The sequence below is a fragment of the Mesorhizobium sp. INR15 genome (assembly GCF_015500075.1).
In the GTDB taxonomy this organism is placed as follows: domain Bacteria; phylum Pseudomonadota; class Alphaproteobacteria; order Rhizobiales; family Rhizobiaceae; genus Mesorhizobium.
On the sequence record NZ_CP045496.1, the window covers coordinates 5,000,489 to 5,015,134 of the forward strand.

The window sequence follows — 14,646 nt, forward strand, 5'->3', positions numbered from 1 at the left end:
CATGATTGGGTACTGATAGGTCCTGGCTTTCACAAAGGATTTGTCATGCTTGGTGCGATTTCGGCTTCCTCGCAGGCACAGCAGTATTCCGCACCCAGTTCATCCGACAACGCGGCTCAGGAAGCCGCGCTCGAAAAGCAGATCCAAGCCCTTAAGGATCAGGCCAAGGCAGCTCAGGATCAGGTTGATGCCGCCAAGCAGCAGCAGGATATCGCGGCACTGCAGGCGAAGCTTGATGCATTGAAGGCCGCTGACGCAGCCAAAGCCGCCGACAAGGCCGCAAAAGCGGATCAAGGCCAATCCACGCCATCCGCAGCCGCGCTGCGTCAGGCCGAATTCGACGGTGAGAAGACGACGCCGTCGAACGCCTTCTGGATGTGATCGGACAGAACTCAGCCCCTCGGAGAGATTTCAGCCGGCAACGGGTAAGCACCTTTGGTGCCGCGCCAATGCGCGGCGGCAAAGCCCAGCACGACCAGCGCAAAACCCTGGTGGGTCAGCGCCATATGCAGCGGTACATGCATCAGCAGCGTGCCGATGCCGATCGAGGCCTGCACCAGCACCAAAAGGAACAGCAAGGCCGCGCGGCGAGCATGCGTTGAGCCCGGCAACCGCCGACGTGTGGCAATCATATGCCAAAGCGCCACGGCAAACACCGTGTAGGCGCCGAGCCGGTGGATGAACTGCACCGTCTTCGGGCTCTCGAAGAAGTTGCGCCATGCCGGCTCGAGAATCAGCAGATCACTGGGGATCAACTTGCCATCCATCAACGGCCAGGTGTTGTAACTCAAACCGGCGTCCAGCCCGGCGACCAGGCCGCCAAGGTAAATCTGGATCAGTGCCAGAAGCACGATGAAGCCGGCCAACCGCTGAGTCGAGCGATCGGCGGCGGGTTCGGAGTGTGGCGCAAGGCCTCGCGCCACCACCATGGTTGCCGTGAAGATCAGTGCGGCCAGCGTCAGATGCGTTGCCAGCCTGTACTGGCTGACCGACACCCGGTCCACGAGGCCGGACGCCACCATCCACCAGCCGATAGCGCCTTGCAGACCGCCAAGAAGCAGAATGCCGGCCAGCTTGGGCGCGAGGCCAGGCTCGATGCGGCGCGTCGCCCAGAAGAACAGCAGCGGCAAGGCGAAGACCATGCCGACGCTGCGGGCAAGGATGCGATGCGCCCATTCCCACCAGAAGATCGACTTGAAGGCCTCGATGCTCATGCCCTTGTTGAGCTCGGCATATTGCGGAATCTGCTGGTAGCGCAGGAATTCCTCCTGCCACTCGGCGTCGTTCAATGGCGGCACGACCCCATGGATCGGCTGCCATTGCGTGATCGACAGGCCGGAATCGGTAAGCCTGGTGGCGCCGCCGACCAGCACCAGCGCAAACAGCACCAGAAGCACCACATAGAGCCAGCCGCGCAGCAGCGCCCGGTTGTGCAGGTCGCGGTCGCGGTCCACGAAAGGCGCGGCAACTGAGATGGCAGCCATGGTGTTTTTCCGGCAGGTTGAGTTCGCGGATTGGTGAACCATCGCAATCCGGCTGGCAAGACCAGCCGGCGCGGCACGCCGTCGCGCCGCTTCAGGCGGGTTGCACGCATCTTCCGTTCGGCCTAATCGATAGCAATCAACGAGACCGCCCGCATATGCACACACGCGTCAAGAAACTGATCGGAGCCTTCCTGCTGGTGGCGCTGGTGATCGTCTATGCGCTGATCGCATCGATTTTCGCCGTGGCCCGGCTGTCGGAGTCCGGCCCTTTCGTACAATTCAGCTTTTTTCTGCTCAGCGGCCTGCTGTGGGTGCTGCCGGCGATGGGCATCATCAAATGGCTGATGCTGGAGCCACGGCCCAAGCGCTGAGCCTTCCGCCGCCAGTCCTCGTTTTCGCCAGCCCGGTGCCGGGCTCACAAACGCGATTGTGATTTCGGGGAGCGGCAAACAAGAGACTATTGGTTGTGAAGGCGATGTCCGGCTGCCGCCGTCAACAGGCGTTTGATGGCATGGAACGTCCGCCCCACCGAGGCAGGCATGCTGAACGGAATTCTCCCCAGACTGGTCTTGGCTGTTGCGCTGCTCAGTGCAACATTCGCCGCGGCTGAAACCATCAATGTTTCCGACGACCATGGCGGCAGCGTTGCCGCATATAGCCAACGATGGCAGGCCAACGCAAAGCGCGGTGTCGATGTACGCATCGTCGGCAAATGTCAGTCGGCGTGCACTGTTCTGCTCGGCTACATTCCACGCAGCCGGATCTGTGTCACGCCGGCGGCGAGTTTCGGTTTCCATACCGCGCATCGCACTGATATGACCGCCCTGCTGTGGCGCGCCTACGCATCCGATATCAAAGGGTGGATCAATGCACATGGCGGCCTCACACCCGACTTCAAGTGGATGAGCGCACCGGATACCTATCGGTATTTCCATAAATGCTGACAGAGCCGCGCTTTGTCGCGGGTAGTCAGACCGTGACGAGCATCTTGCCGGCATTGGCCAGCGGCGTCGTCACGCCAGACAGCATCGTGCGGATGTGAGCAAGGCTCTGATAGCGGCCGTTGACCGAAATGCGTGGCAGGGCGTGCAGGAAGCCCGCATGTTCGGCGCGCAGGACGCCGTGGCGCGTCGTCACCGCCGAGATATAGCCGGCATCACGGGCAAATCCCACCTCGCGGCAGCCCACGGCGCTGGCATAGCCATAGGGATAGGCGAGATGGCGCGGTTCCTCACCGAGTTCGGCTTGCAGCATCCGCCTGACGTCGCCGATCTCATGGCGTGCATCTGCCTCGGAAAGGCGCTTCAGATTGCTGTGATTGATCGTATGCGCACCGATCGTCACCAGGGGGTGCGCGGCGATGCTTCGGATTTGGCTCCAATTCATCAGCGTTGCGACGCGGGGGGCGTCCGCGTCAACGCCATTCGCACGCGCGAGTTCGCGCAGCACAGTGCGCAGGTCTTTCTCGGGGACCTCGGTGGTAAGATAGGCATGCAGACGTGCGATCGCCTGAAGCTTCCTGGCCGGAGTCGAGCAGTCGATCGCCTCAGGGCCTGCGGGCGTGGTCAGTGTCAGTCGGCCACTGGCGTTGACAATGTCCTCGACCACATCCCACCACAGATCGGCGGTACCATTGATCAGGCCGGGCGCGACATAGATGGTGATCGGCGCATCATGCTTCTCAAGCACCGGCAGCGCCTCGGTCATGTTGTCACGATAGGCATCGTCGGCGGTGATCGTCGCGAACTGGCCGCCCTTGCCACCCGCCTTGATGCGTTCTACCGCCTCGTCCATTGAGACGAATGCATAGCCCTGCGCCTTCATGTCGGCGATGACGGCGTCAAGAAATTCAGGAGCGATATTGAGATGCCGGTTGACGCTATCAGGCTTTTCCGGCGTCGCGGTCACGCGATGCAGCATCAGGATTGCGCCGATGCCGCCAATGAACGGCTTGGCCAGCGGTGCAAGGCCGGTATAGCGGGCGACATTCAGCGCCAGTTTCCGGATTGCCTCGCCTCCGTCGATCATTCATTCACCTTTTGCGCCTAGGCTAATGCAAGCACCTAATGCCTACGCGAACCCCCAAATTGCGATCAATACGCCCTAAGGATTGAGGTATGGTTGACGCCGCTGCGTCATTTGACGGCATTCGGCTCGCGGCCACCGAAGCATCGTCGCGCGCACTGCCGCGAGATCAGGCCGGGCTGTCGATATCCGTCGTTTCCGCTGCTGGCCTTCCGGCCTATGCCGAGTTCTGCCGCACGGCCTTGTTTGCCCCGGCGCAGAGTGCTGCCTGGATCTTGAACTGGGCAACACAGGTGCGGCCGGATGTGGTCCTGGCGATGCTGAGCGTCGATGACATGCCGGTGTTTTCATTGGCACTGGAGGTAACCCAGAGCGGGCCTTTCCGAATCGCGCGCTTCATGAGCGATCGCCATGCCAATGGCAATTTCGCCGCCGCGGACGCTGACTGGCTGGCCAAAGCGGATATGCCGGCTATCCGGTCGGTGCTGAGCGCAATCGCCAAGGCGCGCCCGGATATCGATCTTGTGGCGCTGGAGCGGCTGCTTCCCGACCTCGATGGCATCGCCAATCCGCTGGCATTGCTTCCTCACTTCGCCAGCCCCAACCTGTCATTGGCCGTCGATCTGATCGGCGGCTTCGATGCGCTGCTCTCCCGCGCCAGCGGCAAACGCAAGCGCAAGAAGCACCGTTCACAGACGCGCAAGTTCGAGGTTGTCGGCAGCCACCGACGCATCGCGGCCGGCACGATGGACGAGGTGAACAGGCTTCTCGATGCCTTTTTCGAGATGAAGGAATTCCGCTTCCGTAAAATGGGCATCGCCAATGTCTTCGGCGACGATCAAGTACGCGCGTTCTTTCGCGTGCTGTTCACCGAAGCCCTAGCGGAGGACAAGCCGTCCTTCATGCTGCACGGGCTCGAGGTCGCCGGCAAGCTCCGAGCCATCACCGGATCAAGCCGCTGTGGCAAGCGCCTCATCTGCGAATTCGGCGCCATCGCCGAGGACGATCTCGGCCACACCAGCCCAGGCGATTTCCTGTTCTTCGACAACATCCTGGAAGCCTGTGAAACCGGCTTTGAAGTCTATGATTTCTCCGTCGGCGACGAGCCCTACAAACGGCTATGGTGCGACATCGAAACACAGCATTTCGAGGTTCTGGTTCCGCTGACCCTCAAGGGACGCATGCTCGCGCTGGGACTTCGGCAAGCGGCGCGTCTGAAAGCCTTCATCAAGAACAGCCCCCTCATCTGGAAGCTGACAAAGATGCTGCGCCGCAAGGCGGCTGGCCAGCGCTCGGCGGCTCCCGCCGAGGACGACAATTAGAACCGAGCCGTATCCAATAGAACCGGATAGAAATCAGGGCGGTGTTCGGTCGTTCCGCCTCAGGCAGCCGAGCGATGCCCAGGTGCTGGTGCGCCAGGCGTCTCGTAGCCGACCGGCGTCACCAATGTCACGTCCGGGTAGCCATTCTCGATCAGCTTGACCGCGGCCTGCGCCACCTCTTCGTCGGGTTCCAGCATGGAAAGGAAGACCTCCGTGGCATCGCCAACCAGGCGGCCGATGCCTTGTGCGTCGGCAGGTCCGCATTCCACCACCACCAGATCGTAGGCCGTGGTCAACGACTGCATGATAATAGGCAGGCGGTCGGCGGCACGCATGGCACGGACCGGGTCGGCGGTGCCGACCGGGATGACGTGGCAGTCCGAATAGAGATCGGCATGGATCACATCGCTGAACTGCGCTTCGGAGGCCAGCAGATTGGTGATGCCGGGAAACAGGCCACTGTCCAGCATCGGCCGTGAGGCGGCGCCCGAAGCCGTCAGGTCAAGCAACAGCACGCGCAGTCCGGCGTCCGAGGCTTCGCGTGCCACCAGGACCGCCGACGCGGCTGCGTCATCGCCTTCAGGCGAAACGAAGATGGCACGGGCCGCGCCGCTGGCGATCACCTTTTCCGCAGCCTTCTCAATGTCGATTTCACCGAGCGTGGGACGCGCCGGTTCGGCCTTGGCGGCTGTTTGCACCGGCTCCGCGGCATCCGGCATCACGGCTGTATCAAGCGTCTTTGCCGCGTAGGGCATTGGGGCAGCATAGGGCGTTGGCGCTGGATTTGACGTGGCAGCCGTATATGGCACGGCGGCAGCGGCATAGCGTTCGGCTGCGCCATAGGGGTCAACGGCCACATATGGCTCGGGCTGGGTTTCGGACGGATGTCCTGCCACTTCGTGGAATGCAGCCGGCTCTTGTGAGGCAGCGGGCTCCTGATGGACAGCTGGCATTGCCACCTCATCGATCCGCTCGAAGCGGGCACCGGTGGCCGGCCGCATGGCACGGCCCGAGAACAGCTCCCTCAGAAGCGTTGCAATCGCCATGATCAGCAGCGATGCGACGAAGGCGGCGCCAACAATCGGCATGATCTTCGGGAAGTATGGCTCGGATGGCTCCTGCGCCCAGGAAAATACCCGGGCATCCACCGGCACATATTTGCGGTCGTTGCGCGAAGACGCCGCCAGGTAGTTGGCCTGGTATGTCTCTAGCTGCTGTCGCTTGGCGTTCGCCTCGCGCTGCAGCGCATCCAGCTCAACCTGTTGTTCGCCAGCGCGTGCCGATTCGGCCTTCAGCGTGTTGACGTCGGCGATAAGCTGGTTCTCGCGAGCCTGGGCGGTTTGCGCCTGGGTCACCAGCCCCTTCATGACCTTTTGCGCTTCGTTGCGGATCTGGCTGTCGAGATCGGCAAGCTGCGACTTCAACGCCCGAATGCGCGGATGATTGTCGAGCAGCGTCGTCGACAGATCGGCAATGTTGGCCTTGAGCTCAACCTGCCGCTCGCGCAGGCGCTGGATCAGATCGGAAGAAAGCACTTCAGGCACGGCATCGAGCGAGCCGCCATTCTGCAGCGCCTTGCGCACGCTGTCGGCTGTGGCTTCCGCCGCCGCGCGATTGGCGCGGACCCGCGACAGTTCCGTCGACAATTCGGACAGCTGCTGGGTGGCCAGCACCGAATTGTTGCCGCCCATCAACAGGTCGGACTGCGAGCGGAAGGCCGCAACCTTTGCTTCCGCGTCCTTCACCTGCTTCTGCAGGTTAGCAACCTCCGGCCCGAGAAAGGCCGTGGCGGCGGAATTCGAATCGATCTTCGCGGCCCCCTGGGCCGCGATATAGGCTTCGGCTATGGCATTGGGGATGCTGGCGGCGAGTTTGGGATCCTGAGAGGAAAACTCGATGGCGATGACGCGGGATTTTTCGACGCTGTAGACATTCAGTTTCTCACGCATCTTTTTCAGCACGCGTTCGTCCGCCGGGATTTCCTGGGGGTCGCTTTTGAGGCCGGCGATAACGAGGAGCCGGCTGAGCGCCGACATGTTGGCGGCCTCGTCGAATTCAGGCAAGCGCGACAGATTGAGCTTCAATGCCACCTGCTTCAGGATATCGCTTGAAGAGATGACCTGGACCTGACTGGCCACCCCTTCTTCGTCAAGGATCGGCTTGTCGTTGTCGTTGGCGCCATTGGGACGCGTGTAGGCGGATTCGCCCGTTTCGATCACAAGCCGCGTCTCGGCCTTGTAGTGCGGCTTGGCGAGCCAGGCCAACGCGAAGGCAAGACCGGTGACAACCAGCGCGACAACGAGAATGCGCAGCCAGTTCCGCGCCAGGCTGGCAAAGAGCTGCCTGAGATCAACGTCGACATCTGCGGCCGCGGATTGAACGGACATACATCCCTACTCCGATACTGGATCAGGAAACACCGTAAACAACTATGGTAACTCAGCCGTTAAGATCACGGTAGGTTTTCGTTAGGATTTACTGACAGGAAGCAAACAAGAAGCCCAAATTGACAAAAACTCTTGTCGGCGACCTCCGGAACGACCGCTCCCTTTACCGGCCATTAACCCTAACAGGATGATAACGGACCCCGATCCTTAAAGTTTGCCGCAGCGCAAAAGCGGCCAGTCGAAGGTACCTGTCCGGTCATGAAAAGCACTGCTCCCCTCCTCCGCGCGCTGCTTGCCGTATCGATGCTTGCCGGCTGCTCCAGCTACCGGCCAACCCCGGCCGCCTTCCATGAGGTGCTCGACCAGCCTTACCGTCTCGGCGCCGGCGACCGCATCCGCGTTACGGTGTTCGAGCAGGAAGGCCTGACCAATACCTATAGTGTCGACCAGTCCGGCTATCTTTCCTTCCCGCTTGTCGGCGCCGTGCCGGCGCGCGGCCACACCGCCCAGCAAATGGAAAAGGAAATCGCTGACAAGCTGAGAAAAGGCTACTTGCGCGATCCAGATGTGTCGGTCGAAATCGATCGATACCGGCCAATCTTCGTCATGGGCGAAGTCGGCGCGGCCGGCCAATATTCCTATGTGCCGGGCCTTACGGTCCAGAAGGCCGTTGCGATTGCCGGCGGCTTCTCGGCCCGAGCGAACCAGGAGAGCGTCGACATCACCCGCGACATCAACGGCAAGGTGATGACCGGCCGGGTGGTCACCTCCGACCCGCTGCTGCCTGGCGATACTGTCTACGTTCGCGAACGTCTGTTCTGACGAACACCACGTGGCCGACAAGCTCAGGATCGTTCACTGCTTTCGCTCACCCGTCGGAGGAATCTTCCGGCACGTGCGCGACCTGACCGCGGCGCAAGTCGCGGCGGGCCATTCCATCGGCATTGTCTGCGATTCGCGCACCGGCGGCGACTTCGAGGAACATCTGTTCGAGCAGATGAAAGACAGCCTCGCGCTCGGCATTCATCGCACACCCATGCAGCGCCATGTCGGCCCGGGCGACCTCGCCTCGGCCTGGCGCACCTACAGGATCATCAAGGAATTGCGGCCGGACGTAATTCATGGACATGGCGCCAAGGGTGGCGCCTATGCCCGTCTGTTCGGCTCATTGTTGCGGGTATCAAGGTCTCGCGTAGCCCGCTTTTATTCGCCGCACGGCGGCTCCCTTCACTATGACGAGAACACCGCCACGGGAAAGATGTTCTTCGGGCTTGAGCGCTTCATGGCCCGCTTCACCGATTGCCTGCTGTTTGTCTCCGACTATGAACGACGAACGTATCGCAAGAAAGTCGGAGAGCCGCCAATCCCGAACACGCTGGTCTATAACGGCCTGCGCGCGGCCGAGTTCGAGCCGGTGTTGAGCAGGCCCGATGCAGCCGACCTGCTTTACATCGGCATGATGCGCGACCTCAAAGGGCCGGATATTTTCATCGATGCGCTGGCGCTTGCGGGCCCCCGCCTTGGCCGCGCGCTGAGCGCGGTGATGGTCGGCGATGGTGACGACCTGCCCCGCTACCATGCCCAGGTCAAGCGCCTGGGGCTCGATAGCCACGTCCGCTTCCTGGCGCCAATGCCGGCCAGGGAGGCTTTCGCACTGGCGGGGCTTGTCGTCGTTCCCTCGCGTGCCGAGGCCATGCCCTACATCGTTCTGGAAACGCTGGCTGCCGGAAAGCCGATGATCGCCACCGCTGTCGGCGGCATACCGGAGATTTTCGGAACCGGCTCCCCGGCCCTAATCTGGCCTGACCCACGCCAGCTCGCCGACAAGATGCGTGACGCCTTGGCCGGTCTCGATGCCTACAGCAAACTGATGCCTGACGCCATCGACCTCAAGGCACGCTTCGGCGCCGACGTGATGGCGGCCGAGATCGAGAAAGCCTATTTCTCCGCACTCAACAGATAGACGTTGAGGCGCCGGCATACGCGTGATTGCCAGCCAGCCCTGAGTTCAGCGCCGGCAGCCGGCCCACAAGCTTCCTGGAATTGCAACAATACGCCGATACGATGCCTGGGCAGACCGTTGCCAGGTCGTGATGTATTTCCAGTTGAGCTACCCTTTTTATTAGCTTTGAGCCAAGGCCGTTCCAAAACCATCCATTGCTTCAAGGGTTTTTTAGCTCTCTTTTGCTATTCACGTGAGGTAAGCTCGCGGATGGTTCCTATGAACGAGATCGACCCCCCGCACCGCTTTTCAATGGATGCGGTGCGCAAATTCGACGGCCCGGCCGATGGTGATGCGGCTGGTGGCATGAACGATGTTGCCCGTCAGGTCGCCTCGCAATATCGGCGCGATACGATGTCGCCGGTCATGGTCAGCGGCGTCCTACGCCTGGTCGAATTCTCGGTCCTGTTCCTGGCCGGCCTCGCCGCCTATTTCCATTATGTCGGCTTCTTCAACTACCTGGCATGGCAGTATCCGCTGACGATCGCCGCTGCGTCATTTCTAGCCGTTGTGCTGCTCGACGTCTCCGACTGCTACCAGGTTGTGTCGTTGATGCGTCCAATCGCCAATTTTGGCCGCATCTTCCTGTCGTGGGCCGGCGCGTTCGCCTTGATGGCTTTGACCGCCTTCATCATGAAGATGTCGCAAGACTATTCCAGGCTTTTGTTCGGCACCTGGTTCGTCCTCGGCTTCGTTGTGTTGTTCAGTCTCAGGCTGGTGATGTCGAAGCTGATACGGCGCTGGGCGCGTGACGGGCGCATGGAACGGCGCGCCGTCATCGTTGGCGGCGGCAAGGCGGCCGAGGATTTGATCCGCTCGGTTGAAAAGCAGCCTTACAATGACATCCGCATCTGCGGCATCTTCGATGATCGCGGCGACAAGCGCTCACCGCCGATCGTGGCCGGCTATCCCAAGCTTGGCACCATTTCAGCCCTGATCGAGTTCGCCCGCATTGCCCGCATCGACATGCTGATCGTGTCGCTGCCGCTGACCGCCGAGGCGCGCGTGCTGCAACTGTTGAAGAAGCTCTGGGTGCTGCCGGTCGACATTCGGCTTTCGGCGCACTCGAACGCGCTGCAATTCCGCCCGCGCTCTTATTCCTACATCGGCGCGGTGCCGTTGCTCGATATTTTCGACAAGCCGATCAACGACTGGGATTCGGTCGCCAAGCGCGCCTTCGACATCATCTTCAGCATCATCGGTATCGTCGTGTTCTCGCCGGTGATGCTGGCAACCGCGATCGCCATCAAGCTAGACAGCAAAGGACCGGTGCTGTTTCGCCAGAAGCGGCATGGGTTCAACAACGAGATCATCGAAGTCTATAAATTCCGCTCGATGTTCACCGACAAATCCGATCCGACAGCCAAGCAGACGGTGACCAAGAACGATCCGCGCGTTACCCGCGTCGGCCGCTTCATCCGCAAGACCTCGATCGACGAATTGCCGCAATTCTTCAACGCGCTGCTGGGTTCGCTGTCACTGGTCGGGCCACGGCCGCACGCGATTGCCGCCCAGTCGCACAACCTCCTCTACAACGAAGTCGTGGACGGCTATTTCGCCCGCCACAAGGTCAAGCCAGGTGTCACCGGCTGGGCGCAGATCAACGGTTGGCGCGGCGAGATGGACACCAATGAGAAGATCCGGATGCGGACGGAGTATGACCTCTACTACATCGAGAACTGGTCGCTGCTGTTCGACTTGCAAATCCTGTTCCTGACGCCGGTCCGGCTGCTCAACACGGAAAACGCCTATTGAGCGCGATTTCCCATGAGCTGCCGCGCGCGGCGGTCAACGCCAAGCTGATCGCGCTGATTTCATCAGGAGCGGTTTTCCTCGGTATATTCCTGTCCGGTTTCGTCATCAGCGAACCGGCGCCCTACGAGCTCTACATGGCCGGGCTCATTGCCGTGTGGGCACTCTTCGGCTTGCGGGTATCCCGCGCCGCCATGCCGCTGCTGGTGCTTCTGGTGACGATGAACATCGGCGGCATGATCTCGATGACGCAGATGTCGAACCTGGCGAACACGCCGCTCTATCTCGCGGTCTCCCTGTTTCTTGCTTTCACCGCCGTGTTCTTCGCTTCGGTGACAGCCGTACAGCCGAGCCTCTACCGCCTGATCTTCTTCGCCTATGTCGTTTCGGCGGTGATAACCTCGCTGCTCGGCATCGCCGGCTATTTCCATGCTTTCCCCGGCGCGGAAATGTTCACCAAATATGATCGCGCCGCCGGTGCTTTCCAGGACCCGAATGTGTTCGGGCCCTTCCTGGTTCTGCCCGGCATCTACTTGCTCTACCTGCTTTTGACCGGCCCCATCTCGCGCATGCCGCTGCTGGCGGTGCCGCTGCTGATCATCACGGCCGGGATCTTCTTCTCTTTCTCGCGCGGCGCCTGGGGCATGTTCGCTGTCTCGGCGGTCCTGCTCACCGGATGCCTGTTCCTGCAAAGCGCCAGCGGCATGTTCCGGCTGCGCGTGGTGGTGATGACGATCGCGGCGTTGTCGCTGCTGGCCATCGCCATCCTCGTCATCCTGCAACTGCCCGGCGTGTCGGAGATGTTTTCCAACCGTGCGCATCTCGAACAAAGCTACGACACCGCACGCCTTGGCCGCTTCGCGCGCTATTCGATCGGCTTCCAGATGGCGATGGAACACCCGTTCGGCATCGGCCCGCTCGTGTTTGGCACGATTTTCGGCGAAGACACCCACGACATCTGGCTGAAGACGCTGATGGACTATGGCTGGCTTGGCTTCGTATCGTTCCTGACACTCACCTTGTGGACGATATCAGCCGGGTTCCGCATCCTTTTGCGCGATCGACCGTGGCAGCCTTATCTTCTGTGTGCCTATGTCGCCTTCATCGGCAATATCGGGCTCGGCACCTTCATCGACATCGACCACTGGCGCCACGTCTATCTGCTGCTCGGACTGATCTGGGGTGCGATCGCGCTGGAATACCGTCATCAACGGCAGTTACGGCCTGTGCTCACCGAAGCGAGCGGTTAACACGATCCACGATCTGATTGATGTGGCCGAACTTGCGGCCAATGCGGACTCGGGGGAAGTCCTGCTTCGAATTGGTCGGAGTGGCCGGATTCGAACCGACGACCCCTTGACCCCCAGTCTTATAATACCTGTTTTATAGCCATTCCTAGCGTTGCACAATATTGCCAAGAACCGCAGAATTGCAACGATGTGCAACATAGGCCCGCTTGACTTTATTCCTTCCCACTCCAATATGCTGGCTACAATGTGGCTATAAAACGGGATGGGGCGGGTATGAAGATTACGGCGGACAAGGTGGCCGAGATCATGGATGAGGCCCTACTGAACAAACAAAAGTTCTATTGGGACGACGATCTAACCGGCTTCGGTTTTTATCGAATGCCGTCTGGTGTCGGCACCTGGTTTGCGGAGTTCCGGCCGGTATCTGGCGGTAGCAAGCGCCGGCTGAAGCTCGGCCGCGTAGGCACCTTGAAGGCGAATGAAGCGCGTGAGGCGGCGCGCAAGGCTATCGCCAACGCGGCGCTAGGCAATGATCTCGCAAAGAACCGCTCGGATGAGCGCGCCAGCAGCACGGTCAAAGAACTTGTTGAAGCCTACATCGCCGGCAAGAAGATGAAGGAATCCAGCCGCGCCTTTTACAAGACAACGCTGAAGACGCAGATCGAGCCTTTCCTGGGATCCGTGAAGGCAATTGCCGTACTCCGCACCGACGTCCAGCGAGCACACGACAAGATGTCAAAGAGGGCTCGCTACAGCGCCAACCGTGCAATGGCGCTGCTATCGGCCGCCTACGTATGGGGTGCAAAGCGCGGGTACATGCCAGAGGGCATGAATCCTGCCGCCAGGATCGACCGCAACAAGGAAGAGGCACGCGAACGCTACCTTACCGACGACGAGATGGCGCGCCTTGGTGATGCACTTCGCGAAGCTGAAACAGTCGGCATTCCGCACAGGGCGTCCGATAGCAAGCACGCACCCAAAGAGAAAAACCGCACCGTCTACGGCCCGCACGTGACGGGCGCTATCCGTCTTTTAATGCTTACGGGCTGCCGCCTACGCGAAATCCTCAATCTGCGTTGGACCGAATATGATGAAAAGCGGGGGCTGTTGCTCCTTCCCGACAGCAAGACAGGTCGAAAAACAGTGGTTCTATCCGCCGCCGCACAAGCCGAATTGGACAGCCTGCCTCGCGTCGGCAAATATGTTGTCGCTGGCCAATCTGCCGCCACCGAGGACGAGAAGCCGCGCACCGATTTAAAGAAGCCATGGGCCGCGATTGCGGGCCGGGCCGGGCTTGCTGATGTGCATCTGCACGACCTTCGGCATACCTTCGCGAGCGTTGGCGCAGGTGACGGCATGTCGTTGTTGACCATCGGCAAGCTACTAGGTCATGCGGACGCCGCCACGACACAACGTTACGCTCATCTCCATGTTGACCCAACACGCGCAGCGGCGAATGCTATCGCCGATAAGATCGCCGTCGCGATCGGAGGCAGGTAATGGCAGACGATCCAGAGGACTATCTACCGGCATGGGTCGAGGTTCTTGGCCGCCCCCCCATTCAGATCGGGCCACAGACCCTTCCGGAAGATATTCTGCCCGAGGTGGCAGAACGATTAGAGGCTCTTCTATCATCCCGTAACGGATTAAAGCCAACCATCGAAGGGTGGCGACAGTTGGCTATCGAACTCGCTCTTGAGTACGAACCGGCATTTCAGATCGAGACGCCGGTGGATCGCAACGGGAGGAGCGGCATCGGAGGGCGACCATCAGGTTGGAGCAACTGGTCGCAGCGCTCGTTGATGAAGCAGGAGCTTCGCAACAGCCCTGGCATTAGCAACCGCGAAGCCGCGCGAAGAGTTTCCAAACGTACCGGGCACAAGGAGGGCAGTTTAAAAAATGTGCTTTCAATACCCGCCTCGCCGCCCGATGCCATGCGTGTACTGCCATACAAAATCATCGCTACGCGAGCCACGGAAAAAGCGGCTCGCGAACTGTCACAAGAATGACCTTCTCTTAATGTGACATAGTACCCTCTATCTACCTCCTGCAACAACATGCACGGAGGTAAACGCATGGCAAACATTCGCGTACGGCAGGCAGCGCAATACGTCGGATTGTCAAAATCGCTTCTCGACAAACTTCGGTGCTGGGGGCAAGGCCCCACCTTCATCAAGCTCGGCAGTTCTGTAATTTACCGCACCGAAGACCTCGACACTTGGCTTGCCGCAAATCGGCGAAGCGCCAACGATAACTCTCCTGCGAGGGCGGCAGCGGCCTAACCAAATCCAGCCCGCAATCGCGGCCGATCCACGCCGCCTAGCGCATCCAACAGCACCGGATCCAACCGGCTCACTTCACCTGACCCCTGAAATAGGACCAATCAATTGAGAGTATTATCAATTCGACCCGAGCCACCCGGCC

Annotated in this window: 14 protein-coding genes; 11 read left to right on the top strand and 3 right to left on the bottom strand. The window is 60.6% G+C overall.

From position 1 onward, the window contains the following. Positions 1 to 45 precede the first annotated feature (45 nt). Positions 46 to 381 (top strand): hypothetical protein, encoded by a 336-nt coding sequence (locus tag GA829_RS24430; RefSeq protein WP_195175155.1) that lies wholly within the window; start codon positions 46 to 48, stop codon positions 379 to 381. A gap of 11 nt (positions 382 to 392) precedes the next feature. Here the strand turns inward: GA829_RS24430 and GA829_RS24435 are convergent, their stop codons facing one another. Further along, positions 393 to 1,484 carry a COX15/CtaA family protein gene (locus GA829_RS24435; RefSeq protein WP_195175156.1) on the bottom strand — a complete coding sequence of 364 codons (1,092 nt, stop codon included), beginning with the start codon at positions 1,482 to 1,484 and terminating at the stop codon, positions 393 to 395. Positions 1,485 to 1,639: 155 nt separating this feature from the next. On the opposite strand from GA829_RS24435, the gene GA829_RS24440 reads away from it, so the two are divergent. After that, positions 1,640 to 1,855, top strand: coding sequence for a DUF2842 domain-containing protein (locus GA829_RS24440; protein ID WP_195175157.1), 216 nt, complete (start codon positions 1,640 to 1,642; stop codon positions 1,853 to 1,855). 168 nt (positions 1,856 to 2,023) lie between these two features. After that, on the top strand, positions 2,024 to 2,428 hold the full coding sequence (locus GA829_RS24445) for a hypothetical protein (protein WP_195175158.1): 405 nt from the start codon (positions 2,024 to 2,026) through the stop codon (positions 2,426 to 2,428). A 25-nt stretch (positions 2,429 to 2,453) separates the two neighbouring features. Here GA829_RS24445 and GA829_RS24450 read toward each other — a convergent pair whose 3' ends face one another. After that, positions 2,454 to 3,512 carry a polysaccharide deacetylase family protein gene (locus GA829_RS24450; protein ID WP_195175159.1) on the bottom strand — a complete coding sequence of 353 codons (1,059 nt, stop codon included), beginning with the start codon at positions 3,510 to 3,512 and terminating at the stop codon, positions 2,454 to 2,456. Between the two features lie 89 nt (positions 3,513 to 3,601). Here GA829_RS24450 and GA829_RS24455 point away from each other — a divergent pair, with 89 nt between their 5' ends. Continuing rightward, the gene (locus tag GA829_RS24455; protein WP_195175160.1) at positions 3,602 to 4,831 is read left to right on the top strand and encodes a GNAT family N-acetyltransferase; all 1,230 of its coding nucleotides are present in this window, start codon (positions 3,602 to 3,604) and stop codon (positions 4,829 to 4,831) included. A 59-nt stretch (positions 4,832 to 4,890) separates the two neighbouring features. Here GA829_RS24455 and GA829_RS24460 read toward each other — a convergent pair whose 3' ends face one another. After that, complete coding sequence (locus GA829_RS24460; protein WP_195175161.1) at positions 4,891 to 7,218, bottom strand: GumC family protein; 2,328 nt, start codon at positions 7,216 to 7,218, stop codon at positions 4,891 to 4,893. A 258-nt stretch (positions 7,219 to 7,476) separates the two neighbouring features. Between GA829_RS24460 and GA829_RS24465 the strand changes: the two genes are divergently transcribed. The 7 genes from GA829_RS24465 to GA829_RS24495 all read left to right on the top strand — a co-directional run bounded on the left by GA829_RS24465 (position 7,477) and on the right by GA829_RS24495 (position 14,504). Then, positions 7,477 to 8,040, top strand: a complete 564-nt coding sequence (locus tag GA829_RS24465) for a polysaccharide biosynthesis/export family protein (protein WP_195175162.1) — start codon at positions 7,477 to 7,479, stop codon at positions 8,038 to 8,040. A gap of 10 nt (positions 8,041 to 8,050) precedes the next feature. Further along, complete coding sequence (locus tag GA829_RS24470; RefSeq protein ID WP_195175163.1) at positions 8,051 to 9,181, top strand: glycosyltransferase family 4 protein; 1,131 nt, start codon at positions 8,051 to 8,053, stop codon at positions 9,179 to 9,181. Between the two features lie 258 nt (positions 9,182 to 9,439). After that, on the top strand, positions 9,440 to 10,975 hold the full coding sequence (locus GA829_RS24475) for an undecaprenyl-phosphate glucose phosphotransferase (protein ID WP_195175164.1): 1,536 nt from the start codon (positions 9,440 to 9,442) through the stop codon (positions 10,973 to 10,975). Further along, entirely contained in the window at positions 10,972 to 12,222 is a 1,251-nt protein-coding gene (locus tag GA829_RS24480; protein WP_195175165.1) for an O-antigen ligase family protein, read from the top strand. The genes GA829_RS24475 and GA829_RS24480 overlap by 4 nt, the downstream gene beginning before the upstream one ends. 273 nt (positions 12,223 to 12,495) lie before the next feature. Beyond that, positions 12,496 to 13,722, top strand: coding sequence for a site-specific integrase (locus GA829_RS24485; RefSeq protein ID WP_258051892.1), 1,227 nt, complete (start codon positions 12,496 to 12,498; stop codon positions 13,720 to 13,722). After that, positions 13,722 to 14,231, top strand: coding sequence for a hypothetical protein (locus GA829_RS24490; RefSeq protein WP_195175166.1), 510 nt, complete (start codon positions 13,722 to 13,724; stop codon positions 14,229 to 14,231). Before GA829_RS24485 ends, GA829_RS24490 begins: the two co-directional genes overlap by 1 nt. 66 nt (positions 14,232 to 14,297) lie before the next feature. After that, on the top strand, positions 14,298 to 14,504 hold the full coding sequence (locus GA829_RS24495) for a helix-turn-helix transcriptional regulator (protein WP_195175167.1): 207 nt from the start codon (positions 14,298 to 14,300) through the stop codon (positions 14,502 to 14,504). The last annotated feature ends 142 nt before the right edge of the window (positions 14,505 to 14,646 follow it).